20 protein-coding genes are annotated in these 22,944 nt (G+C 68.4%); 5 read left to right on the top strand and 15 right to left on the bottom strand.

Annotation, left to right across the window (positions count from 1 at the left end; all coding sequences use genetic code 11):
• Nucleotides 1-16: 16 nt before the first annotated feature.
• The 8 genes from ACIA12_RS06815 to ACIA12_RS06850 form a co-directional block, all read right to left on the bottom strand.
• Nucleotides 17-880, bottom strand: a complete 864-nt coding sequence (locus ACIA12_RS06815; RefSeq protein WP_396365859.1) for a sugar phosphate isomerase/epimerase family protein — start codon at nucleotides 878-880, stop codon at nucleotides 17-19.
• Nucleotides 877-2,142 (bottom strand): enolase C-terminal domain-like protein, encoded by a 1,266-nt coding sequence (locus ACIA12_RS06820; protein ID WP_396365861.1) that lies wholly within the window; start codon nucleotides 2,140-2,142, stop codon nucleotides 877-879. The genes ACIA12_RS06815 and ACIA12_RS06820 overlap by 4 nt, the downstream gene beginning before the upstream one ends.
• Complete coding sequence (locus tag ACIA12_RS06825; protein WP_396365863.1) at nucleotides 2,143-3,030, bottom strand: NAD-dependent epimerase/dehydratase family protein; 888 nt, start codon at nucleotides 3,028-3,030, stop codon at nucleotides 2,143-2,145.
• Nucleotides 3,027-3,917 carry a carbohydrate ABC transporter permease gene (locus ACIA12_RS06830; RefSeq protein WP_396365864.1) on the bottom strand — a complete coding sequence of 297 codons (891 nt, stop codon included), beginning with the start codon at nucleotides 3,915-3,917 and terminating at the stop codon, nucleotides 3,027-3,029. The genes ACIA12_RS06825 and ACIA12_RS06830 overlap by 4 nt, the downstream gene beginning before the upstream one ends.
• The gene (locus ACIA12_RS06835) at nucleotides 3,914-4,846 is read right to left on the bottom strand and encodes a carbohydrate ABC transporter permease (protein WP_396365866.1); all 933 of its coding nucleotides are present in this window, start codon (nucleotides 4,844-4,846) and stop codon (nucleotides 3,914-3,916) included. The genes ACIA12_RS06830 and ACIA12_RS06835 overlap by 4 nt, the downstream gene beginning before the upstream one ends.
• 4 nt (nucleotides 4,847-4,850) lie before the next feature.
• Complete coding sequence (locus ACIA12_RS06840; RefSeq protein ID WP_396365868.1) at nucleotides 4,851-6,233, bottom strand: ABC transporter substrate-binding protein; 1,383 nt, start codon at nucleotides 6,231-6,233, stop codon at nucleotides 4,851-4,853.
• Between the two features lie 218 nt (nucleotides 6,234-6,451).
• A complete protein-coding gene (locus ACIA12_RS06845) occupies nucleotides 6,452-7,291 on the bottom strand; it encodes a sulfurtransferase (protein WP_396365870.1) in 840 nt (279 codons plus the stop codon).
• Nucleotides 7,288-7,938 carry a thymidine kinase gene (locus ACIA12_RS06850; RefSeq protein ID WP_396365871.1) on the bottom strand — a complete coding sequence of 217 codons (651 nt, stop codon included), beginning with the start codon at nucleotides 7,936-7,938 and terminating at the stop codon, nucleotides 7,288-7,290. Before ACIA12_RS06850 ends, ACIA12_RS06845 begins: the two co-directional genes overlap by 4 nt.
• A gap of 45 nt (nucleotides 7,939-7,983) precedes the next feature.
• Here ACIA12_RS06850 and ACIA12_RS06855 point away from each other — a divergent pair, with 45 nt between their 5' ends.
• On the top strand, nucleotides 7,984-9,675 hold the full coding sequence (locus ACIA12_RS06855) for a S8 family peptidase (RefSeq protein ID WP_396365873.1): 1,692 nt from the start codon (nucleotides 7,984-7,986) through the stop codon (nucleotides 9,673-9,675).
• Here ACIA12_RS06855 and ACIA12_RS06860 read toward each other — a convergent pair.
• From ACIA12_RS06860 to ACIA12_RS06880, 5 genes are all read right to left on the bottom strand, one after another.
• Entirely contained in the window at nucleotides 9,672-10,793 is a 1,122-nt protein-coding gene (locus ACIA12_RS06860) for an alkaline phosphatase family protein (RefSeq protein WP_396365875.1), read from the bottom strand. The two genes, ACIA12_RS06855 and ACIA12_RS06860, sit on opposite strands and share 4 nt — an antisense overlap.
• A 4-nt stretch (nucleotides 10,794-10,797) precedes the next feature.
• Entirely contained in the window at nucleotides 10,798-11,418 is a 621-nt protein-coding gene (locus tag ACIA12_RS06865) for a DUF5998 family protein (RefSeq protein ID WP_396365876.1), read from the bottom strand.
• A 79-nt stretch (nucleotides 11,419-11,497) separates the two neighbouring features.
• Nucleotides 11,498-13,399 carry an FtsX-like permease family protein gene (locus ACIA12_RS06870; protein ID WP_396365878.1) on the bottom strand — a complete coding sequence of 634 codons (1,902 nt, stop codon included), beginning with the start codon at nucleotides 13,397-13,399 and terminating at the stop codon, nucleotides 11,498-11,500.
• Complete coding sequence (locus ACIA12_RS06875) at nucleotides 13,396-14,124, bottom strand: ABC transporter ATP-binding protein (protein WP_396365879.1); 729 nt, start codon at nucleotides 14,122-14,124, stop codon at nucleotides 13,396-13,398. Before ACIA12_RS06875 ends, ACIA12_RS06870 begins: the two co-directional genes overlap by 4 nt.
• A gap of 114 nt (nucleotides 14,125-14,238) precedes the next feature.
• Nucleotides 14,239-15,285, bottom strand: a complete 1,047-nt coding sequence (locus tag ACIA12_RS06880; protein WP_396365881.1) for a P1 family peptidase — start codon at nucleotides 15,283-15,285, stop codon at nucleotides 14,239-14,241.
• 57 nt (nucleotides 15,286-15,342) lie between these two features.
• Between ACIA12_RS06880 and ACIA12_RS06885 the strand changes: the two genes are divergently transcribed.
• Nucleotides 15,343-15,855, top strand: coding sequence for a DUF2087 domain-containing protein (locus tag ACIA12_RS06885; RefSeq protein ID WP_396365882.1), 513 nt, complete (start codon nucleotides 15,343-15,345; stop codon nucleotides 15,853-15,855).
• On the opposite strand, the gene ACIA12_RS06890 is transcribed toward ACIA12_RS06885, so the two are convergent.
• Entirely contained in the window at nucleotides 15,852-16,799 is a 948-nt protein-coding gene (locus ACIA12_RS06890; RefSeq protein ID WP_396365884.1) for a phosphotransferase enzyme family protein, read from the bottom strand. The genes ACIA12_RS06885 and ACIA12_RS06890 overlap by 4 nt on opposite strands.
• 122 nt (nucleotides 16,800-16,921) lie before the next feature.
• Between ACIA12_RS06890 and ACIA12_RS06895 the strand changes: the two genes are divergently transcribed.
• The 3 genes from ACIA12_RS06895 to ACIA12_RS06905 all read left to right on the top strand — a co-directional run bounded on the left by ACIA12_RS06895 (nucleotide 16,922) and on the right by ACIA12_RS06905 (nucleotide 20,227).
• Entirely contained in the window at nucleotides 16,922-17,914 is a 993-nt protein-coding gene (locus ACIA12_RS06895; RefSeq protein ID WP_396365886.1) for a zinc-binding dehydrogenase, read from the top strand.
• Between the two features lie 55 nt (nucleotides 17,915-17,969).
• On the top strand, nucleotides 17,970-18,971 hold the full coding sequence (locus tag ACIA12_RS06900; RefSeq protein WP_396365888.1) for a sigma-70 family RNA polymerase sigma factor: 1,002 nt from the start codon (nucleotides 17,970-17,972) through the stop codon (nucleotides 18,969-18,971).
• A gap of 83 nt (nucleotides 18,972-19,054) precedes the next feature.
• On the top strand, nucleotides 19,055-20,227 hold the full coding sequence (locus ACIA12_RS06905) for a barstar family protein (RefSeq protein ID WP_396365889.1): 1,173 nt from the start codon (nucleotides 19,055-19,057) through the stop codon (nucleotides 20,225-20,227).
• On the opposite strand, the gene ACIA12_RS06910 is transcribed toward ACIA12_RS06905, so the two are convergent.
• Nucleotides 20,220-22,940 (bottom strand): GNAT family N-acetyltransferase, encoded by a 2,721-nt coding sequence (locus tag ACIA12_RS06910; RefSeq protein ID WP_396365890.1) that lies wholly within the window; start codon nucleotides 22,938-22,940, stop codon nucleotides 20,220-20,222. The genes ACIA12_RS06905 and ACIA12_RS06910 overlap by 8 nt on opposite strands.
• Between the last annotated feature and the right edge of the window lie 4 nt (nucleotides 22,941-22,944).

Below are 22,944 nucleotides of genomic sequence, written 5' to 3' on the forward strand. Positions count from 1 at the left end.
CGAATTCCGCCCCGAACTAGCCGAGATCGTACCCCGCGGCCCTCGCCAGGCCGGTCAGGTATTCGAGGTTCGCCGCTGTCCTTTCCGCCACCGGCAACGCGACAGAGAAATCCTCCACGGTCACCCAGCCGTCATAGCCGGTCGCCGCGAGTGCTTTGAAGAATTCGGGCAGGTGGGCCCGGCCTTCGCGCAACGGCACCCATTTCGGCGCCCACCGCAGCGTGCCGTCGTTTTCCACCGCGCTGAGATGAAATGCCACGTTTTTGACGTGTATGTGCGCAAGGTACTCACCGAGCAGGTCGAGCGCGTGGGCGGGCTCCTCCCACCCCTCGATCACCGTGTTGCCGATGTCGTGCAGGACCCCGACGTACCGAGGATCGAGCCCCTCCACCAGCCGCCGAGCCGCGGACGCGCTCGCGGTCAGGCTCTCGTGATGCAACTCGAGCAACGCCCGTACGCCGTACTGCCGCGCGCGGTCCTCGAGCCACTCCCAATCGGCCCGGTACGCCGCGAACGCCTCCCGGTACGACTGGCCCTTCTCGGTGTTCACCCCGAGGAAGCGGACCTGCCCAGCGTCGAGCGCGGCGGCCGCGGCGAGCATCCGCTCGGCGTCGTCCCGCTGTTTCGGCGTCACGTAACCACCGAGCGCGGGCATGGCCAGACCCGCTGCTTCAGTGACAGAGCGAATGTCGTCGAGGTGGTACTCAAGCCCGGTCAGCGGCCAAGTCGCCCGGTTCCCCGCCCAGAACGTCGGTCGCGACGACTCCACCGGGTCAGCGATCCGCCACTCGATCCCCTGCCAGCCCTGCTCGGCCAGGATCTTCGCCGCCTCCTCAGGAGCCCACTCCGGCGTCGAATCGGTGAACACGGCGAACTTCACGGCGCCTCCAGGGCCCCGTCGATACGCCGTACGCCGGCCGCCCACTCGTCATGCCCGGACAGCTCCGCCGGGTACTCCGCGGCCGCCTCAAGGTTGATCTCGATGCCCCAGCCCGGAGTCTCGTTCGGCCGCAGCCAGCCGTCCTTGATCCGCAACGTCCCCGGGAACACCTCATGAGTCGCGTCGTTGTAGATGTGCCCTTCTTGGATGCCGAAGGCAACAGAACTGACGTCGAGCGCGACGTTGGCGGCGGCACCGATCGGCGAGGTGTCCCCCGGCCCGTGCCACGCCGTCTTGACTCCGCACAGCTCGGCGAGATCGGCCACCTTGCGCGCCGCGGTGAGCCCGCCGATGTCGGAGACGTGCGAGCGGATGAAGTCGACGCCACCGTCGCGGACCAGTCGTACCGCGTCGCCCATCGAGGTCGTCAGCTCGCCGACAGCCAGCGGCACCGGCGATGCGGCCCGGACCTCCGGGAGCCGGTCCCAGTGCTCCGGCGGCAGGACGTCTTCGAGGAAGAACAGCCGGTACGGCTCCAGCGACCGGGCCAGCAACACGGCTTCCTTGGGAGTCAGCCGCGAGTGCACGTCATGCAGCAGCTCGATGTTGTCCGGCAACGACTGCCGGGCCGCCGCGAACAGGTCGGGCGTAGTACGAAGGTAGTCGCGGGCGCTCCAGCCGTTCCGGTACGGCGCCTCCGGGTACAGCGTCGCGAGTCGCGGAGCGCCGTACCCACCGCCACCCGGTGTCGACACCTGCAGCCGGATGTGACGCCAGCCCTGCGCCACGAACTCCTTCGCCTGCTCCAGCGTCTGCTCGATCGTGATGCCACCGGCGTGGATGTAGGTGTCGGCAGCGGCACGGACCTTGCCACCGAGCAGCTCGTAGACCGGCATGCCAGCCCGCTTGCCCGCGATGTCCCAGAGCGCTTGGTCGATACCGGAGATGGCGTTGTTGGTGACCGGCCCGCCTCGCCAGTAGCCGGAGAACCCGGCCAGTCGGACCAGGTCGCCGATGTCACCGGGGTACCGGCCGATCAGCAGCCGGGCGAGGTGCTCGTCGACAAAGGTCTTCACGGCCTTCCAGCGCTGCGTGAAGGTGGCGCAGCCGAGTCCGTACAGGCCTGGTTCGGTGGTGTCGATCTTCACCACCACCAGCGGGATGCCCTGTGGCGCGGTGACGATCGCCTGCACCGCACGGATCCGGATGTCGTCGCGGACCGGCCAGGGCTGGGCGAAGGTGGCAGGGGTCTCTTGCGCCATTCAGGTCTCCAGAGTTTTCGTGGGCAGGTCGAGCTCGTGGCGAGCCTGGAAGCCGAGCACGGTCCGTACCGCCGTCAGGTCGATCGGCACTTCGCGACCGACGAAGCGCCGCAGCCGCGGTACACCAGGCGCGTACCTGTCGAGCAGAGCTTCGGTCTCGTACGGCGCGTTGGTGGTGCTTGCCGCCGCGAAGAAGGTGTGGGCGCCGGACAGCTTCGCCGTCAGCCCCAACTCGATCGCGTACGCCGCGTCGCGGGTGTCGAGGTACGACCAGCCCTCCCGTACGCCGGGCGCCGGGTCTTTCGCGTACCCGTCGGCCTGGCGTTGCAGCACCTCGACCGAGTTGACATGCGGGAACCGGAACGCCACCACGTCGATCCCCCAGCGCCGCCACGCCATCCGGCAGGTGTTCTCGTCGTTCTGCTTCGACAACGAGTACCAGTCGGCGACATCGGCGGGGATCTTCTCGTCCAGCGGGTAGTAGGCCGGCCGGATGTCAGCCGGGTTGAACGGCACCCCGAAGGCGTTGATGCTGCTCGCGACGACGGCCCGCTTGATGCCGAGCGCACCGGCCTGAGCGAGCACGTTGAAGGTGGAGACGACGTTGATCGTGTAGACGTCGTACGGCGTACCGGCGCTCGGGTGAGCCAGAGCGGCCAGGTGGACGACGGCGTCGACGCCCTCGAGCGCCTTCGCCACGTCGTCCTCCGACCTGGTGTCGCCGATCACGACCCGATCCGCCTTCAGACCGTCGTCCTCGACGATCTCCATCGCGGTCACCAATGCGCCCAACTCGGTCAGGTGCCGGGTCGCGACCTGACCGATCCGCCCGGCCGCGCCCGTCACCAGCACCCGCCGACCAGCGACCCCTTCCACGCTCTCCTTCATTCCTTGATCCCTCCCGACATCCCGACTCCGCGCAGGAACTGCTTCTGGAAGATCAAGAACAGCACTACGGGGATGAGGACCGCCAGGAATAATGCGCTCATCTGCAGGGAGAGGTCAGTGGTCTTCTGTACTCTCGGCAGGGCGACCGAGATCGGCTGCAGCTTCGGATCAGGCAGCACCAGCAGCGGCCAGAGGTAGTCCTTCCACGAGCCGATCACAGTCAGCAGCGCGACCACCCCGATGATCGGCTTCGACATCGGCACGACGAGAGCCGTGAAGAGTCGCAGGTTGCTCGCCCCGTCGATCCGCGCCGCCTCGATCAGCTCGCGCGGGATCGCGTCGAAGTACCGCTTCATCACCAAGATGTTGAACGCGCCCGCCGCCTGTGGCAGCCAGACCGCCCAGAACGTGTTCTGCAGGTTCCAGCCGAACACCGGCATCTTGAGGATGGTCAGGTACAGCGGGACCAGCGAGATCACGCCCGGCAGGAACAACGTGGCCAGCACCAGGCCGGTGATCACGGGTCCCCACTTCGGGCGCAGCACACTGAGCACGAAGGCGCCGGTCGTACAGACGAACAACGTGGACAGCAGTGAGCCGATCGCGATGATCGCGGTGTTGCCCAGGTACGAGCCGATCTGCACCTGGTTCCAGGCGTCCGGCACGTTGTGCCACTGGATCCCGCTCGGCCACAGCTGCATCGGTCCGCGCAGGATGTCCTGGCTGGTCGACAGCCCGGACTTCAGCAGCCACAGCAACGGCCCGACGCCGGCGATGACCACTCCGATGAACAGCAACACCTGGATGATCGGCAGCCCGTACCTGACCAGCGGCCGGCGCCGGTCCATGGTCGAGATGATGCCGCGTTCCGGAGCCTCCGCCGTCATGTCGTGCTCCAACGTCTGGTGAGGAAGTGGTAGACGACCGACAGCACGCACAGCACCAGCGCGAGCAGCACGCTGAGCGCGGTGGCGGCACCGAAGTCGCCGTTGATGAACGCGTACCGGTAGATCAGCAGCAGGATCGTGGTGGTCGCGTTGTCCGGGCCGCCGCCGGTGAACAGGAACGGCTCGGTGAAGACCTGGAACGTCCCGATCAGCTGCAGCAGCATCATGATCAGGATGATTCCGCGGATCTGCGGGATCGTGACATGCCAGACCCGGCGCCAGATCCCGGCGCCGTCCAGCTCGGCCGCCTCGTACAGCTCGTTGCGTACGCCGGTGAGGGCGGCCAGGTAGATGATCGAGGTGGCCCCGGCGCCGGCCCAGGTCGCCTCCAGCACGATCGCCGGCATCGCCAGGCTCGGCGAGTTCAGCCAGGCGTACGGGCCGAGACCGAACCAGCCGAGGATCGCGTTGAAGACACCCGAGCCGGGGTCGTAGAAGTACTTCCACAACAGGATCGCGACCACCGGCGGGACGACCGCCGGGAGGTACGAGATCACGTTGTAGAGCCACCCGGTCTTGCGCAGCTCACTGATGAAGACCGCCAGGAACAGCGGCACCGGAAAGCCGAAGACCAGCGCCAGCAGGGCGAAGTACAGGGTGTTGATCGTTGCTTGCGGCAACTGCGGGTCGGTCAGCACGTAGCTGAAGTTGGACATCCCGACCCACTCGGCCGGGGCGACCAGGTTGGTTTTCTGGAACGACAGCACCAGGCCGCGCACGATCGGGCCCCAGGAGAAGTACAGGAAGGTCAGTACCAGGGGAAGTGCGAACAGGATGCTGCTCAGTCCGCCGGAGCGGAACCAGCTGACCGGACCCCGGCGGGACTGAGTGGCGGGTCGCGCGGTGGAGACGCGCGTCAGGACGGCCATCGGGCTACCGCGCCAGGCGGGCGTCGATCTTCGCTGCGGCGTCGGTTAGTAACTTGTCGATGTCGGCGTCCTTCTTGGTCAGCACCTGCTGGACGACCGGGTCGAGCAGCGCGTAGACCTCCTGCGCCTTGTTCGACGGCTCCGGCAGCAGCTTGAGCGTCTTGGTCGACTCGATGTACCCCTGGAACTGCTGCACCGGCACGTTGTTGTAGGGCTCACGCCACTTGTTGTACTGGTCGTAGGTCGCCTGGCTCAGCGGCGTCACGCCGGGGCGGCCGACGAAGCCCTTGTCGGCGATCTGGTTCTTGGCGTCCTGGACCGCGAGCGCCTCCGACGTGTACTTGTCGAACTCCTGCGACTTGATCCACTTCAGCGCCGCGACGATCTCGTTCTTGGACGACTTCGGGTTGATCATCTTGATCGAGCCACCGGTCAGCGTGCCGAACGGGCCGCCGTCCTGCGGCAGCGCGCCCTCACCGAAGTCGGCGGGCTTCATGCCGAAGTTCTTCACCGTCATGTCGTAGGCGTCCGGCGCCTGCATGATCATCCCGATCTTGCCGGCCGCGAAGTCCTGGCGCGCCTCCTCCTGGTTGTAGAGGAACTGGGTGCCCATCGTGTTGTCGGTCCAGCGCATGTCCTTCAGCAACTGCAGCGCCTTCTTGGTCGGCGCGTCGTTGAAGGTGCTCTTCTTGCCGTCGTCGCTCTGGACCTTGCCGCCCATGCTGTAGGTCATCGTGGTGAGCATCCAGCCACCGGTGTTGTCCTTGGTCAGCTGCGCGTAGCCGGCCTTGCCAGTCTTCTCGGTGATCTGCTTCGCGTACTGCCGGACCTCGTCCCAGGTCGTCGGCGGCTTGTCAGGGTCGAGACCGGCCTGCTTGAACAGTGCGCGGTTGTAGGCCAGGCCGACCGAGAACGCCTCGAACGGGACACCGTAGATCCGGCCCTTGTCGTCCTGGACCAGCTTGAGCGTCTCGGGGTTGAGGTCCTTGGTCATGTCGACCAGCTTGAGCTCGTCGGTGATGTCCGGGAGCTGCTTGTTGGGGATCATGTTCAGCGGCTCGGTGAAGCTGATGCTCATCACGGTCGGGAGCGAGCCACCTGCCACCTGAGCCTGGAAGGTCTGCGCGTCCCACGACGTCTCGGTCGACTTGATCGTGATGTTGGGGTGGGCGTCGGTGAACTTCTTGACGTTGCGCTCGAAGGCGGCGACGTCGGCCGGCTTGTCCGGCTTGGGCTTGTTCCCGACCGTGATGGTGACGGGTGCGTTCTCGTCGATCGCGCCGCCGCTGCTGCTCGCCGACGGGTCGGTGCCGTCCGCGCAGGCTGCCGTCGCCAGCAGCACCGCGGCCGACGCGCACGTCGCGACGAACCGTGCCGTTCTCGTCATCGGAACTCCTCAGGTGTCCGGGGTACACCCCGGGCACCGGGCGGTCCAGGGGTGTGGTCTGGGCCACAGAAGCCCAAGTCCGAGTAAGTTAAACCATGCGTGTTACTTTATCAATGCCCAGCCAGATCACGGATCGGTTCAACTCCCCCAAGGTCGTGGACAATGCAAAGCGCGCCCTCACCCGAGTGGGTGGGGGCGCGTCTTGAGGTGCTCCGGCTCTAGGCGGTACCGGTGGCGATGGGGCGGGTGGGGTCGGTGATCCATTCGGACCAGGAGCCTACGTAGACGGGGGCTTCGATGCCGGCGATCTCCAGGGCGAGCGCCTCATGGGCTGCGGTTACGCCGGAGCCGCAGTAGGCGCCTACCGTCTTGGAGCCGTCGGCGCCCAGGGCGGTGAAGCGGGCTCGGAGGTCGGCGGCGGGGAGGAAGTGGCCGTCGGGTGTGACGTTCGCGGTGGTTGGGGCGTTGATCGCGCCGGGGATGTGGCCGGCGATCTTGTCGATCGGTTCGACCTCGCCGGCGAAGCGTTCGGGGGCGCGGGCGTCGAGCAGTACGCCGGTGGAGGCCAGCTCCGCGGCGCTCTCGGCGTCGAGCATCGGTACGTGGCCGGGTGAGGCGGTGAAGGAGCCCTTGGCGTCCTCGGGCACCTCGGTGGTCACCTCTCCCCCGGCAGCTCGCCAGGCCGCGAAGCCGCCGTCGAGGACGCGGACGTCGCGCACACCGAAGTACCGGAAGATCCACCAGGCCCGGGCGGCGGCCATCGAGTTGGCGGCGTCGTAGACGACCACCGGGGTGTCCTCGGAGACGCCGGCGCGTCGCAGGGCCGCTTCGACAGTTGTTGCTGAGGGCAACGGGTGGCGGCCGCCTTCGCCGGGCGGGCCGGCCAGCTCGGCATCGAGGTCGACGTAGTGCGCGCCGGGGATGTGGCCGGCCGCATAGGCGTCGCGGCCGGGAGGCGCGGGCGGGCCGGACGGTACCGAGAGATTCCACGTGACGTCGATCAGCACCGGCCTGGTGGTAGCCGAGAGCAACGAGTCGGCAGAGATCAGCGGGTTCACAGTGCGCCTCCGAACGGGAGTACCTCGGGTGACAGGGTGGCACGAGCACGGGCGGCGGTCAGCCGGCGCCGGTGATGACGACGGCAGAGCACCTCGTACGCGACCTGGGCCGCGTTGGTGACCATGTCACCGACGACAAGTTGCTCGCCTTCGGTGACCATCTCACCACCGACCGTACGGGCGTTGTGGGTGGCGCGCTCACCGCACCAGCACAACGCCTCGACCTGGAGCAGCTCCATCCGGTCGGCCAGCTCGACCAGCCGGGCCGAGCCGGGGAACAACGTGGCCCGGAAGTCAGTCAGGATGCCGAAGCAGAAGACGTCGATCTGCAGCTCGTCGACCAGTCGAGCGAGCTGGTCGACCTGCTCAGGCTGATAGAACTGCGCCTCGTCGGCAACCACATAGTCGATCCGCCCACCATGGGTCAGCTCGTCCACGACGTACTGCCAGAAGTCGAAGTCGGGCTTGACCTCGATCGCCTCCGCCTCCAGCCCCAGCCGCGACGACAGCACCGACTCACCCGCCCGGTCGTTGCTGGTGAAGATCTTGCCCAGCCGCCCCCGGGCCGCATGGTTGTGATCCATCTGCAGAGCCAGCGTCGACTTGCCGCAGTCCATGGTCCCGGTGAAGTAGAGCAGCTCAGCCACGAGCGCCCATCCTGCCAAAGTCGTTGGACGATCAGGTACGCCGGGGTGCGTCGGCTTTTGTTCTGCGCCTTCCGCGAGGTCTACTTGGGCGTGCGCAAAGCCCTGATCCTGGTCCTCTCGCTGTGCCTGACTCTCGCCGCCACGACCGTGCAGTCGGCCGCGGCGCCGCTGCGGGCCGAAGCAGGATTGCGTGCGTACTTCGTGATCACCGAACCGAAGCAGACCGCCGTGGTGGCGGCGGGTGTCGCGGCCGCCGCGGGCACCATCTACGCGGCGTACGACGCCATCGGCGTGCTGGTCGTGCATTCCAGCAACACCAACTTCGTCGCCGCGATGCGGACCGTGAAGGGCGTGCAGAAGGTGGGAGCGACCCGTACGTCGGACCTCCCGGCCGCCGTCGCCAACCCGGCGATCCCGCCGGCGCCGGTCGAGCACCCGGACAGCTCACCAGAGCGGGTGCGCCCGGACATGGCGATGATCGGCGCGGACAAGGCCTGGGCGGTGAACCCTGGATCCAAGTCGATCACCGTCGGCGTACTGGACACGGGCGTCGACGATCAGCACCAGGATCTCAAGGCGAACTTCGACGCGAGCAAGTCGGCGTCCTGCGCATACGGCAAGGCAGACACCAGGCCGGGCGCCTGGCGACCGGTCGCCGAGCACGGCACCCATGTCGCCGGCACCATCGCGGCGGCCAAGGACGGCAAGGGCATGACCGGTGTCGCGCCGGGCGTGAAGGTCTCGTCGATCCGGGTCGCCGAGCCAGAGGGCCAGCAACTCTTCTTCCCCGAGAACACCGTCTGCGCTTTCGTCTTCGCCGCCGACAAGGGCGTCTCGGTAACCAACAACAGCTACTACGTCGACCCGTGGATGTTCCTCTGCCCGACCGACCCCGACCAGGACGCGATCCAGGAAGCGGTACGCCGCGCTGTCGCGTACGCCGACTCCAAGGGTGTCGTCAACGTCGCCGCCGCGGGCAACGAGAACACCGACCTCGCCAACAAGACCACCGACTCGAGCAGCCCGAACGACTCGACTCCCGCCGCCCGCCCGGTCACCACCCAGTGCATCAGCCTGCCGACCGAACTGCCGAACGTGGTCGTCGTCTCGGCGCTCAGCCCCGCGGGCACCAAGGCGAGCTTCTCCAACTACGGCGAAGGCAAGATCAAGATCGCCGCGCCCGGCCAGGACGTCTACTCGACCATCCCCGGCGGCGGCTACCAATCCCTCGACGGTACGTCGATGGCGTCGCCGCACGTCGCCGGGGTGGCCGCGTTGCTCCGCAGCGCGAATCCGAAGCTGACGCCCGCTCAGGTCCGCGCCAGACTCGCCGCGCAAGCCAATGACATCGCTTGCCCCGCGTCAGCAGCGGCCCTGTGCAAGGGCTCGGAGGCGGTGAACTCGTTCTACGGCGAAGGACTCGTCGACGCGGCCGAGGCGGTCGGCGCGGCCTCGAAGACTCCGACGTCCGGCGTGACCATCACCAAGCCCGGCGAGCAGATCGGGTTCGGCGGCGCACCGGCAGTTCCCCTGCTGCTCAAGGGGATGAGCAGCAAGGGCTCCATCAGCTACACCGCGAGTGGTCTGCCGCCGGGCCTGAGCATCGACGGGCAACGCGGCTGGATCGTCGGCGTCCTCACACCGGGCGCAGGACGGTACAAGGTGACCGTGACTGCTCGGGACGCCGAGGCGAAGACGGCGCAGGCGAGCTTCTACTGGAACGTGTGGAGCTTCTAGCCCGCGTCGATGAGCAGCGGGATGAGCATCTCGTCGTCGGTGAGCGATCCGTGCAGGCCGATCAAGCCGGCCTCCTGCGGATAGCGGCGGCTGGCGACCAGCGCGACCGGTCCCAGTGAGGCGACGATGACATCGCCGAGCCGTGGCTCCACTCGCTCCTCGACGGCACCGAACCAGCCGCGGCCGATGGCTTCGTCCCGGCTGAGCACGAGGGCCTTGTCTCCCACCCGCTCCCGGTACGTCGCCAGTACGTCGTCAGCCGCGCCGTCGACGCAGTACAGGTGCCTGAAGCGGGACTCCCCGCCGATGACGCGCACGCCGTCGGTCAACGCCGGCTCGGAGTCGAGATCGACCCGGTTCTCGGGGGCGACGTCGATCATGCCGTGATCAGCGACGACGACCAGTACCGCGTCGCGCGGCAACGCCGACCTGACCCGGCTGGCGAAGGCATCGGCCGCGGCCAGCTCCTTGCGCCATTGCCACGACTCACTCCCCTGCCCGTGACCGGTGTAGTCGAGTTGCGAGTCGTAGACATAGACGAGTGAGGACGAGCCCTCGCGGCTGGCGAATCTCGTCGCGTCGAGGCGGTCCTCGACGGTGTCGGCTCCACGGTGCTTGCTGCCGCGGAAGGCCGCCGCGGTCAGCCCGGAGCTGTCGAAACGCGCCTTGCTGACGTTGCGGGTGGCGACGCCGGCGGCCGCGACTCGCTCGAACACGGTCTGATGGGGTTGCCAGCGGCGCGGGTCGACCGGGGCATCCCATTGCAACGCGTTCAGCAACGCGCCCGTCTCGGGCACGATCGAGGTGTAGCCGACGATTCCGTGCGCGCCCGGTGGGAGTCCGGTGCCGAGGCTGGTCAGGCTCGCGGCCGTCGTCGACGGGACTCCTGCAGTCAGGCTGCGGGCGGCCAGGGACGACAGGTAGGGCGCGGTCTCCGCGTTGCGGCGCAGGAGGTTCCAGCCGAGACCGTCGAGGAGCAATACGGCGTACCGGGGTGCGGGTGGCAGGTCGAGCACGTTCTGCTCGCCGGGGACGGCGAGGGCGCCGGCGACCGAGGGCAGTACGTCTGCCAGCGACCCGCCGCCGTATGCCGGGAGGACGGGCGTCGGATCGGCCACCGCACTACCTGCTGGTCGTCGCGAACGACAGCGCCGAGGCGAAGTCGAGCACCTGCTGGATCCCCGCCGGACCGTCCGCGGCGGCCGAGATCCGCAGCGAGATGTCGTCGGCGGCGACCGAGCCGGTGTAGCCGTGGTCGGCCTCGCAGTTCGGGTCGGCGCAGACGGCCGGCTCGAGGTCGATCCGGTTCACCATGCCCCAGCCGATGGTCAGCACGACCTCGCCACCGGGCGCCGGGTCGGCCTTGCCGCCGGCGGCTCCGTAACCGGCCGGATTCGGCACCACCCGGTTCACCACGACCGCGTTCACCCGGTTGAGCGGGATCGCCTCGGTCGAGGTGGACGCGTAGGGCGCCCGGATCAGGTCGTCCGCGGCGTGCTCGTCGGTGTGCCCGACGATCAGCCGGCTCGGGGTCAGCGCCAGGATGGTGATGTGGCGCCGGACCTCGTCACGGTCGAAGGTCGGCTCGTGCTGCAGCACAAAAGCCCGGATCGGTTCGCCGGCGATGGCCACGGCGAGAGAGTCCGTCACAACGTCTGGGTAGTAGCCGCACCGGTCGATCGCGTCGCGAAGGTCGGACGCGACGTCCGCGAGCTCCGGGACCGGCGCATTCAGGTCACGCATGACCTCATCCTTGCATGCGCCGGGCCCGGAGCCCGATTGGTGCCTGTGGACAGTTGTGCCGTTGAGCGTCGGCCGCGGGTCAGCCGACGCTGGCTTTGCGCAGTACCGGCGCGCCCGCGGCACCGGCGACGGCGACCAGGACGAGGCCGATGATCACCTGCGCGCCGAGCAGGATCACGCCCGAGCTGCCCTTCGTGAGCACCTGGCCGCCGCTCAAGGCCAGCCCGGTCAGCGCTCCGAATCCGACCACGGGGAGACCAACACCGACGACCGGTACTACGGCCGCCAGGCGGGCGGATCGCTCGATCACCTTGAGCGGTACTCCGGATCGGCGCAGGGCCTTCGCCGGGCCGGCCTGGTCGAGCGCGGTGCCGACTGCACCGGCCGCCGTCGAGGCCGCGCCGGTGACGAACACCAGGCCGAGCAGCAGGGCGACGCCGAGTCTGAGGTCCTTGTACATCCCGGCGTCCTGCTCGTCACGCTCGGCGTTGGTCAGCGGGACCTTGCCGGGTACGAGGTTGTAGAGGGCAGTACGGGCCTTCTCATGGTCAGCAGCCGGGATGGAGATGATCACCGAGTGGGCGTCGGTACTGACCTTGCCGTCGATCTTCGCCTCGGACAGCAACTGCCTGGCATCCTTCGCGACGACGGCCACCTGGCCTTCCTTGGGGTTGAACTCGAACGCTTGGTCCGCGGCGGTGCTGTTCATCCCGTACGGCATGAACAGAGCCAGGAAGCCGGTGACGAAGCCGCTCAGAACCAGCGCGGCGACCGGGCGGAAAGCCGCTTTCGGGTCGTCGGCGAGGCGTCGGCCTGCGAGGAGGGCGACTGGGCCTTTCGCAGTACGGGCCATGAACTTGCCGATGAGCTGTACCGCGAACGGGCCGACGATGCGGACCGCGAGGGCGGCCAGGCCGATGCCGATGAGCAGGGGGATGATCGCGCCGCCGGTACCGAGGATGGCGAGCATGATCGGGCCGACGACGAGCAGACCGAGGCGCAGGGCGCTGGTCGGCTTCCTCGTTTGACCGCGGACGACGCCGAGCGGGGTGATGCTGACCCGGCCGAGGCCGATGAGCGCGCTGATAACACTTAGCACCGGTACTGCGATCAGGACGATCAGCGCGACCCACCAGCTGGGGGTGAGGTCGTGGACGTACCAGCGGCCGCCACCGAGCGGGATGCGGGCGATGAGCGGCGTGAGCAGCGTGTAGCCGACCAGACCGGCGATGGCGCCGAACAGGCCGAGGACTGCTTGCTCGACTGCGCTCAACCAGAGGACTTGGCTGCGGGTTGCGCCGGCGAGTCTGAGTGCGGCCAGGCGGTGTTCACGGCGCTTGGCAGCGACTCCTGCTGCTTGGCCGACCAGGCTGAGAAGCGGGAACAGGACCAGGGTGATGCCGAACGCCACCAGGATCAGCAGCGTCGCCATCCGCTCGTCGAGGGCCTTGCCGTTCCAGGTGTCGAGGTACTTCGGATGGTCGGCCGGGGCGACGCCGGGTGAGTTCTTCTCGACGCCGTGGATGATCACCCACTCGTCGGGTGACGACAGACCTTTGGCGGTGATCACTCCGGTCGGTTCGGCGGTGTTGTAGCGCTTGGCGAGATCCTCGGACCAGTGCTTGGCCACCTCTGGGGAGACGAAGGCCTCGCCCGGCTTCGGGGCGCTGCTCAGGCCGGGCGGGGGCGGGACGTTCTTTGGCGGGTTGTTGATGGCGACGTCGTACCGGGTGAGCGGTACGCCGCCGGCCATGTCGTCGATCTCGTTGACGACACCGACCGCGGTCTTCTGGTCGCCGTAGTCGGTGGTGCGCCAGCCGATCCGGTCCGAGCGGTGGGTGAGGCCGAGCGAACCGGCGATCAGGAAGGTGACGAGGAGGGCGACAATCGCGGTGGCTCCAAGAGCTGCCAGGTTGGCCGCCCGTCCGCCGGGTCCTGGGCGGCGCACGAACCGCAGGCCCAGGTCAGTCATCGGGTTCATCGGTCGCTCACCCGGCCGTCGACGATGCGGAGTACGCGGTGGCAGCGGGCGGCTACGGCGTCGTCGTGGGTGACGACTACTACGGCGGCGCCTCGGTGGGTGGCGGCGCCGACCAGGAGGTCGATCACCTGGGCGCCGGTGGCGGCGTCAAGGGCGCCGGTGGGCTCATCGGCGAAGACAGCCTGGGGTTCGCCGACCAGGGCTCGGGCGATGGCGACGCGTTGGGCCTGGCCGCCGGAGAGTTCGCCAGGGCGGCGGCCGGCTTCGTTGGCGAGGCCGACCTGGGCGAGGGTGGCGCGGGCTCGCTGGATGGCTTCGCGGCGGGACACACCGTCGACCATGAGCGGAAGGGCGACGTTCTCGTCGGCCGGGAGCTCGGCGAGAAGCTGGTTGTCCTGAAAGACGAATCCCAGGCGGCGCCGTCTGAGGATGGTCCGGGCCGCATCGTTGAGCTGATCCACTCGGTCGTTGCCCAGCCAGACCTCACCTTTGTCGGGGCTGAGAATGCCGGCCAGCACGTGCAGGAGGGTTGTCTTGCCGTTGCCGGAGGGGCCCATGACGGCTAGCGCTTCGCCTGCGCGGACCTGGACGTCGACTCCGGCCAGCCCGACGACATCGCCGTAGTACTTGACCAGTCCGCGTCCGGCCAGCACCGGCGGTGGTACGGGCTGCTGGTAGGTCTGCGTGGACTGCGGATTCGTCGTGGGGACGCCTGGGTAGCTCATACCAGGTAGCTTTCCGGGATCTCGGCTGTGGAGCGTCGGTCCGGGGTGCGGTCTTCGGTGCGCCTTTCGGTGCTCGTGAGGTACTCGGACGTAGTACTGGGGTCGTACGTGGGGCTAGTCGTTCGTGAAGGCCGAGGGGTAGGCGTCTCGGTAGTTCAGGGTGCGGCCGACCGGGGTTTCAACCGTTTCGGCGGACAGGACGGCGTGGGCGATGGCGCGGGCGAGGGTGCGGGCGCCGGCGGCGAAGATGGTTTCGAGCTGGAGGAAGGTGGTCGGGTCGGTAACGGTGAGGCGGTTGGGCGCCTTGCCGGCGGAGAGGGCGAAGATGCTGTCGCCGTCGACCAGCGTGTGGATCGGGTCGATGGCGCGGGCCAGGCCGTCGTGGGCGATCATCGCCATGCGTTTGGTTGCTGCCTTGTCGAGGGAAGCGTCGGTGGCGACTACGGCGATGACGGTGTTCATGCCGGGTATACGGCCGGGGAGGTTTGGCGGCGGGTCGGTGGGGGTGCGTAGTACGGGGAATTCGCCTGGCAGGCCGTAGCGCACGGCCGAGAGATGTCCCTGCGCATCTACGGCTGAGCCCGCGGCGTTGACGATCACCAGCGCGCCGACCGTCGTACCGTCCGCGAGGCGCACACTGGCTGAGCCCACACCGCCCTTCAGGCCACCGACGTGAGCCCCCGCCCCGGCGCCGTGGTTGCCCTGAGCAACTGGCCCGTCGGTGGCTGTCTCGAGCGCTTGGCGTCCCCAGTCCGCGGTCGGCCTGGCCTGGAATCCACCGCCACGACCGAGGTCGAAGATCACCGCGGTCGGGACGATCGGTACGACGTCCTTCTCCCCAGCGCCGACCCGCACGCCCTGCCCGCGCTCTTCGAGTGCCGCCATCACGCCCGTGGCCGCGTCGAGTCCGAAGGCGCTGCCGCCGGTGAGCACGATCGCGTTCACACCGGCGTTGGAGTTGACTGGGTCGAGCAGGTCGGTCTCGCGGGTGCCAGGGGCGCCGCCGCGGACGTCCACACCGGCCACTGCGGTCGTGGGGACGTGGATGACCGTAGTGCCGGTTAGGTAGGGCGCGTCGGTGCGCTCGACCTGCCCGACCAGTACGCCGGGGACGTCGGTGATCGCGTTGTGCGGACCGGGTTGCGGCTGCTCAGTCGTCATGGGGTCTGTCTAGCACCACGGCGAAATTCGGTTGCCGTCGACATTACGTTGGAATGCATGAACGCTGATCTGCTCTGTGGCTCCCTGGCTGAACCGGCTCGACTGCGCACGTACTCCGCTGTTGTGCTCGGCGCCCGTACGCCGGACCAGATCGCAGCAGCCACCGGCCTCTCCCCCGCCGTCGTCGGCAAGTCAGCCCAACGCCTCCTCAAGACCGGGCTGCTGACAGCATCCGCAGACGGGTTCCACGCGGTCGAGGAACTCTTCAAGGAGGCCGCTCGCAGCGGCCAACGCGAGGTCGAGCCACTCGACCCGGACCCGGCCCGCGACGCAGTCCTCCGCGCCTTCATCCGCGACGGCCGGCTGACCCACTTCCCGACCTTCCCCGCGAAAACTCGCGTCGTGCTCGAGTACCTGGTGAACTCCTTCGAGGTGGGTCGCGCCTATCCGGAGACCGAGGTCAACACCATCCTCAACACCTGGCACGAAGACCATGCGGCCCTGCGCCGCCTCCTCGTCGACAGCCACCTCCTCACCCGAACCGACAGCATCTACCGCCGTACCCCCTAGTTGGCCGTGGCCGCTTCTTCGAGTTGGCCGAGAGTGGGGGTCGAGGTGAGCAGGGCGCTGACCTGGCGTCGGGCGAAGCTGCGGTGGGCTTCGGTCAGGTTGGCATCCAGGGTGGCGGTGGCCTGGCCGTGGAGGAAGTTGAGCTGGATGGCCACGCCGGTGGCGAAGGTGCAGGCGCCATCAAGGTCCGCGGGGCCTCCTGCTTCCCGGTAGGCGGCGATGATTCGGCGCATGGTCCGCGGTTGGTCGAGGTGATGCAAAAGCAATGCGCCCAGCTCTCGCCACGGGGCCAGCGGGCCGACGTTGTCCCAGTCGACCAGGTAGGTGCGGTCGGCGGAACGGAGTACGTTCGTGTTCTTGAGGTCTCGGTGACACCAGACCTGGTCCCCGATCGGCGACTCGTTGGCGAGGGCGGTCAACTCGGTGAGTCGTGGCCGGAGCTTCTCGAGGGTTGGGGCCCACTCGACCTGCGCGGCTTCGGCAGCCGCCACCAGCGGCGGCCACTCGACCTCGACACGGTGATACCAAGGTGCCACCTCGGTTGTGCCGCCGGACCAGTCCAGCGCGTGAACGATGCCCATCTGCCCGGCGAGCCAGGCAACCGCCTCGGCATCCTGCCGGTCAGGGACCTCGCCGTCGGCCCACTCGTACAACCGCCATCGCCCACTGGTCAGCTGTACGACGTACTCGCCATCAACTGCTGGGAGCGGCAGTGGGCTCCGCACTCCGGCCTCTGCGCAGGCTGCGCGGAAGGCCACCTCGGTTCGGATGGATGCCGCGTCGCCCTGATTCCAGAACAGGTTCTTCGCCGCGTACACCCCGGTGTCGGTCTCGAGCCGCCAGACCGCTCCCATCGCTCCACGCGCCACCTGCGACATTCGCACGGGTTGGCCGACGCCGAACACCTCAGCGAGCTCTCCCGCGGCACTCGTCAGCTCACTCATCAGCCCCGTCCCGATCGACCAGCGAAGTCTCGATCGTAGGTAGACGCGGCGGTGGGGTCAATTCCTTTTGGTGGTGGCCGAGGTCTACCTGAGCGAGACCTAGTAGGAAGGGCTGATCGCCGATGAGGATTCCCGCGACCATGTGCGCGCTGCAGCAGACCTCGCTCGACGGGCCGCAGGACCTGCGCCTGATCACCGATGCGCCGGTGCCTCGACCCGGCGAGGCCGAGGTGTTGATCCGGGTCGCGGCCGCCGGGGTCAACTTCGCCGACGTGTCCAGGGCCCATGGCACCTTTCTGGACGGCCCGCAGCCGCCGTACCTGGCCGGCTTCGAGGCCGCCGGCGAGGTTGTCGCGGTGGGTGGGGGCGTGGATGGCCTGCAGCCAGGGGCCCGGGTTGTCGGCGTCGGCGACGGTGCGTTCGCTGAGTACATGGTGCTGCCCGCGGCCGCGGCGATGCCGGTACCCGCGGGCTGGACCGAGCAGGAGGCGCTCGGCCTGATGGTGAACTTGCCAACCGCGCTGGCCGCGCTCAGGCCGCTGGGCGACATCAGGGCCGGGCAGGTTGTACTGATCCACGCTGCGGCGGGCGCGACCGGCCAGGCGGCGGTCAGGCTGGCCAAGCACTACGGCGCAACGGTCATCGCCACCGCTTCGCCGGGCAAGCGGGAGACGGTACTGAGCCTGGGCGCCGACCATGTCCTCGACTCAGTCGACGGCGACATCGCTGCCGAGGTACTGCGGTTGACCGACGGCTATGGCGCAGACGTGGTGCTCGAGTCGGCAGGTGGCGCCACCTTCGAGGCGAGTCTGACCGCCGCCAAGCGTGTCACCGGCCGTGTCGTCGTGTACGGCATGGCAGGCGGCGACGCGTCGATCAGCAACTGGGAGCTGGTGTACAAGCACCAGGTCCACGTGATCGGTCTCAACCTCGGAGCGCTGATCCGGTCGGCGCCGCAGATGTTCGGCGAGGTCATGGGTGAGCTGTTCGCGCTCATCGCCGCGGGCGTGCTCACCCCCGGCCGGCCAACCACGTACGAGCTCGCCGATGGCCCGAAGGTACTCGCGGAGCTGCAAGCGAGAGCCACTATCGGCAAACTTGCACTGATCCCCTGAGACCCTGCTGCCCGATGACGGACACTCAGATGCGTTGCGGTACTAGGCTTTCGGCGTGACGTCGCAAGTGCGGGCGGCGCCGAACCAGGACCAGTTCGCCGCCGAGACCGACCGGTTCCGCAGAGAGCTGTTGGCGCACTGCTACCGGATGGTCGGATCGGCACACGATGCCGAGGACCTGGTGCAGGAGACCTATCTCCGCGCCTGGCGGTCGTACGCCGGATTCGAGGGGCGGGCGTCGATCCGGTCCTGGCTCTACAAGATCGCCACCAACGTCTGCCTGACGGCGTCGAAACCGCGCCCGATCCGGATGCTGCCCTCCGGCCTGACCGGCCCGTACGACGGACCCGATCGCCCGCCGATTCCCGTGCCGGCGGGTGAGGTCTCGTGGCTGGAACCGCTGCCGGATACCTGGATCGCGCCGCAGGCCGACGATCCGGCCGCGGTGGTGGTCGGCCGCGAGTCGTTGCGGTTGGCGCTGATCGCCAGCCTGCAGCACCTGTCCTCCCGCCAGCGCGCGATCCTCCTCCTGCGGGACGTACTGGCGTTCTCCGCGGCCGAGACGGCTCAGATCCTCGACACGACCACGGCGGCGGTCAAGAGCGGTCTCCAGCGCGCCCGCGCACGACTCGACGACCTGAAGCTGGATCTGGAGCCCGCGGAACTGCTCGAACCGACCGACCAACGCGCACGGGCTCTACTCGACGGCTACATCGCAGCCTTCGAGCGCTCGGATGCCGATCTGCTGGAACAGGTACTCCGCAGTGACGCCACCCTGGAAGCAACACCGTTCCGCGACTGGCAGGCAGGCCGGGTCATGTGCATCCACATCCTCGACGCCTACGTACTCGGCACACCCGGTGACTGGCGGATGATCCCCACCACCGCCAACGCCCAACCCGCCGCCGCCGTCTACCACCGAGACCCAGCCGGTGTCCTCCGAGCCGACGGCGTCGTGGTGCTGACGGCCACCACCACCGGCGTTTCCCAGGTCATCAAATTCCACGACCCCACCCTCGTCGCAACGTTCGGCTTCCCGAAGGTCCTCTCCCGCTGACAGCTACCTTCATTCCTGTCGGGTCAGTCGCCGGGCGCGGCGTATCGTCACCGGGACCATTGCTCGAACGCGCCGGGGGTTGAATGCAGGTCTCGAAACACACGACCTGGCCGCACGCGTTGCCACTGCGATACCTCCTGGCCGAGGTCGACGCCGATGACCAGGAGCACCTTTGGGCAAGCTGCGCCGCGGCAGAGGGCCTGTTCGTCGAGCCGTCACCGGTGCCGCGAGAAGTCCTCGCCCTGCGGGGTTTCAGACCCGAAGACGCGTTCATGAGGACCATTGGCGACGCGGACAACTCGCACGCGGTCATCGGCGACCTGGCTGTCGAGGTCTGGGATGAGGGCGGGCCGCAGGAGTGGTGGACCCTGAAGGACGTCGCGGTGCTCGCTCAGCTACCAGATCCGGACAGCCCAGGACTGTACGACCTTGTCGTCGGTGCGGGCGTCGTCCCCGACACCGATGCCGGCCAACCTCCGAAGGCGCCTCGCTTCGAACTGTTCGCCGGCGGCCGGGCGACTCCTGGCGGCCAAGCCTCGACTGTCGACGGTCTGTTCAAATCACGACCTGCGCCAGTACCTGTTCCGCTGAAGCTGATCGGCTGCGAGCCCACCGAGCTACTGCTCGCCGCGGTCCACCGTCCTCGCCGTGCGCGTCCGGGTTGGGGACACTTGGTGGTGCTGGATCGCGATGGTGCCGTGATGGCGGCTGTCACGTTGAGCCTCGACCTCACCGACCTTCGGCCGTCGGTGCTCGGCGGAACGCTCGTCGACATCACCATGGCCGACGGCGGCGACGAACGGCCGTCGCCGGCAGTACGCCCGATCTGGGACCGATGGCATCAAGGCCCGGCAACGGAGCCCAACCTCTGGGCGCCGTACGACTCAGCCGGCCGGACCGAATGGATCGGACTCACTACCCGTGCCTGGCGGATACCGGCACCCCGGCCCGATCGCTCCGGTGCCGAATACCACCTCGATGGGCGGTTCGTCACGGACGCCCCAGGGCTCCACTGCGCGATGGCGGAGGCACTGCTTGGACCTGGGTTCTATTTCGGCCGTGAATGGAACGCCTTCAAAGACTGCCTCTGTGGCGGATTCGGCGTTGTCCCGCCCTTCACGCTCAACTGGCACGACTCCGACGTCGCGCGGCAGGCGTTCGCCGGTGTGTTCACCGACCCGGCAGAGCGGCTGACGTACTTCGAGGAAGTCGTCCGGCTTCTCGAGCGCAACGGAGTCTCCGTCGTGCTCAGGTGAGGCGGCGGGCGGGGGTGTCTTGGCGGGGTTTTTCGTTGGGGGCAATGCGGATGGTGGTGTCGAGGACGGTGGCGCCTTCGGCTGCTACCAGGACTGAGCGGAGGTCGCAGCGGACTACCTCTTCGAGTTCCAGGGTGAGGCGGGAGACTCGGTGGAGGAGGTTTTCGATGGCTGGGATGTCTACTGGGTCGGAGCCTCGGTAGCCGTAGAGCAGGGGCGCCGCTCGGACCTCGCGGACCATTTCGGCGGCGTCGGCCGTGGTGAGAGGTGGCATGCGGTAGGAGCGGTCGCCGAGTAGGTCGGTGGCTACTCCGGAGAGGCCGAAGGTGACCACCGGGCCGTAGGAGACGTCCTCCAGAGCAGAGATGACTACCGGTACGCCGGGCGGAGCCATCTTCTGTACTACGAATTGGGCCCGGGCAGGGTCGGAGGCGACGCCGAAGGTGCGGGTCATCTCGGCCCACGCCTCGCGCATGTCGTCTTCGTCGTGGATGTGACGCCAGATGTCGGCGAGGTCGGGGCGCATCCGCCATTGCTCGGCCGTCGCCTTGAGGATCACCTCGAACCCCAGGTCCGCCGCGCGGTCGACCGCCTCGTCCGCCGACAGCACCGGGAACGCGGGCAGCACGCTGATGTCGTAGAAGCTCAGCAGGCGCTGGCGATCGGCGTCGTCGAGGTCGGCTCCATGCGGGTGCCGTTGCAGGAACTCTGCGACGAAGTCCTCCGCGCCGGCTGTGTCGACACCCGGCAGGTCGGGGATCCGGCTGTCCGCGCGCCGCCGCCACTCGGCGTACGTCGTCGCCTTCGCCAGGGCACCCACGGCGTACTGCGGTGAGGAGAACGACGGAATCGAGCCGCGAGCAGCGCCGCCGTGCCCATCGGCGACGCGAAGCTGCTCCGGAACGCTGCGCGACGCGAGGAACGTCGACACGACCGGCTTGTCGGACCCAGCGGCCGCGGCGGCGAGGACTCGCGCGACCTCCGCACCGTTCGACTGGACCGGCGGGGTGAAGATCACCACGACCGAGTGGACCCGGTCGTCCGCGAACACCTCGCTCAGCGCCGCACCGAAATCGGCAGCCGTCGCCTCGGCGTTGAGCGTGCGCGGCTCCCCCGCCACGTCGAGCCCACACCCCGCGACCGAGTCGAGCGCGAGCAGGGTCAGCGCGTCCGAGTTGCTCACGATCGCCACCCGGCGCCCCTTCGGCAGCGGCTGGTGCGCGAGCAGCTGGGCGACGTCGAACATCTCCCCCAGCGTGTCGACGCCGATCAGGCCGCTCTGCCGGAACAGCGAATCGACCGTTGCCGGGGGCAACGTACTGCGACGGACCGTGTGCCCGAGCGGCACGCCCTGGGTAGCCCGGCCCGACTTGAGCGCGACCACCGGCTTGCGACCGGCCAGCCGTCGCGCGACACGACTGAACTTGCGCGGATTGCCCAGCGACTCCAGGTAGAGCAGGACGACCTCGGTCGCCTCGTCGGAATACCAGAACTGCATCAGGTCGTTGCCCGAGACATCGGCCCGGTTGCCGGCCGAGACGAAGCTCGACAATCCGAGCCCACGACCGACCATGTCCGCCAAGATGGACACGCCGAGCGCGCCCGACTGACAGAAGAACGCGACCCGCCCCGGGCTCGGCATCAACGGCGAGAGCGTCGCGTTCAGGCTCACCCCCGGCGCCGTGTTGATCACGCCGAGCGCGTTCGGGCCGATCACGCGCATCCCGTACGACCGGGCGAGCCCGACCAGGTACCGCTGGCGCTTCCGCCCCTCGTCACCGATCTCGGCGAACCCGCTCGACACCACCACCAGCCCGCGCACACCCTTGGCCGCGCAATCCAGGATCACATCGGCGACCATCTCCGCGCGGACCGCGACCACGGCCAGGTCCACGGGCCCGTCCACGTCCCGGATCGTCGGGTACGCCGGTACGCCCTCGATCTCATCGGCCTGGGTATCCGCGTTGACCGCATACAGCCGCCCCGGGAAGCCCCCGTCGCGCAGATTGCGCAGCAGCGCGTTGCCGATCGTGCCCGCACGACGCGACGCACCGATCACCGCGACCCCGGCCGGCGTCAGCAACCGGGCGATCGACAGCGCCTCGGACCGCTGCTCACGAGCCTGCATCACCCCGAACGAGGTATCGGTCGGCGCGATGTCGAACTCGACCATGATCACGCCGTCCTCGAACTCGCGCGCGACCTTGTAGCCGGCCTCGGTGAAGACGGTGATCATCTTGCGGTTGTCCGGCAGCACCTCGGCGATGAACCGGGCGATGCCGTGCTCACGGGCCGCTTGCGCGAGGTGCTCGAGCAACAGTTGCCCGAGGCCACGGCCCTGGTGCGCGTCCTCGATCAGGAAGGCGACCTCGGCGGTCCGCCGGCCGGTGCGCTCGTACCGGCCGACGCCGATCATCGCGTCGCCGACCGTGACGATCAGCGCGAGCCGGTCCACGTAGTCGACCTGGGTGAAGCGCGCCACGTCCCGGTCGGACAGTTGCGGGTACGGCGCAAAGAACCGGTAGTACTTCGACTGCTCCGAGACCCGGGCGTAGAACGCCACCAGCAGGTCCGCGTCACCAGGCGTGATCGGCCGCAAGTGCGCTGTCGCCCCGTCCCGCAGCACCACGTCGGCCTCGTACACCGCTGGATAGCCCTCTGGGTACTCCAGGACATACTGGGCCGGTCGCTGCGGCTGCTCCGGCACTGTCACGCGG

Origin of the sequence: Kribbella sp. NPDC051620 (genome assembly GCF_044453825.1) — a bacterium.
Classification (GTDB): Bacteria; Actinomycetota; Actinomycetes; order Propionibacteriales; family Kribbellaceae; genus Kribbella.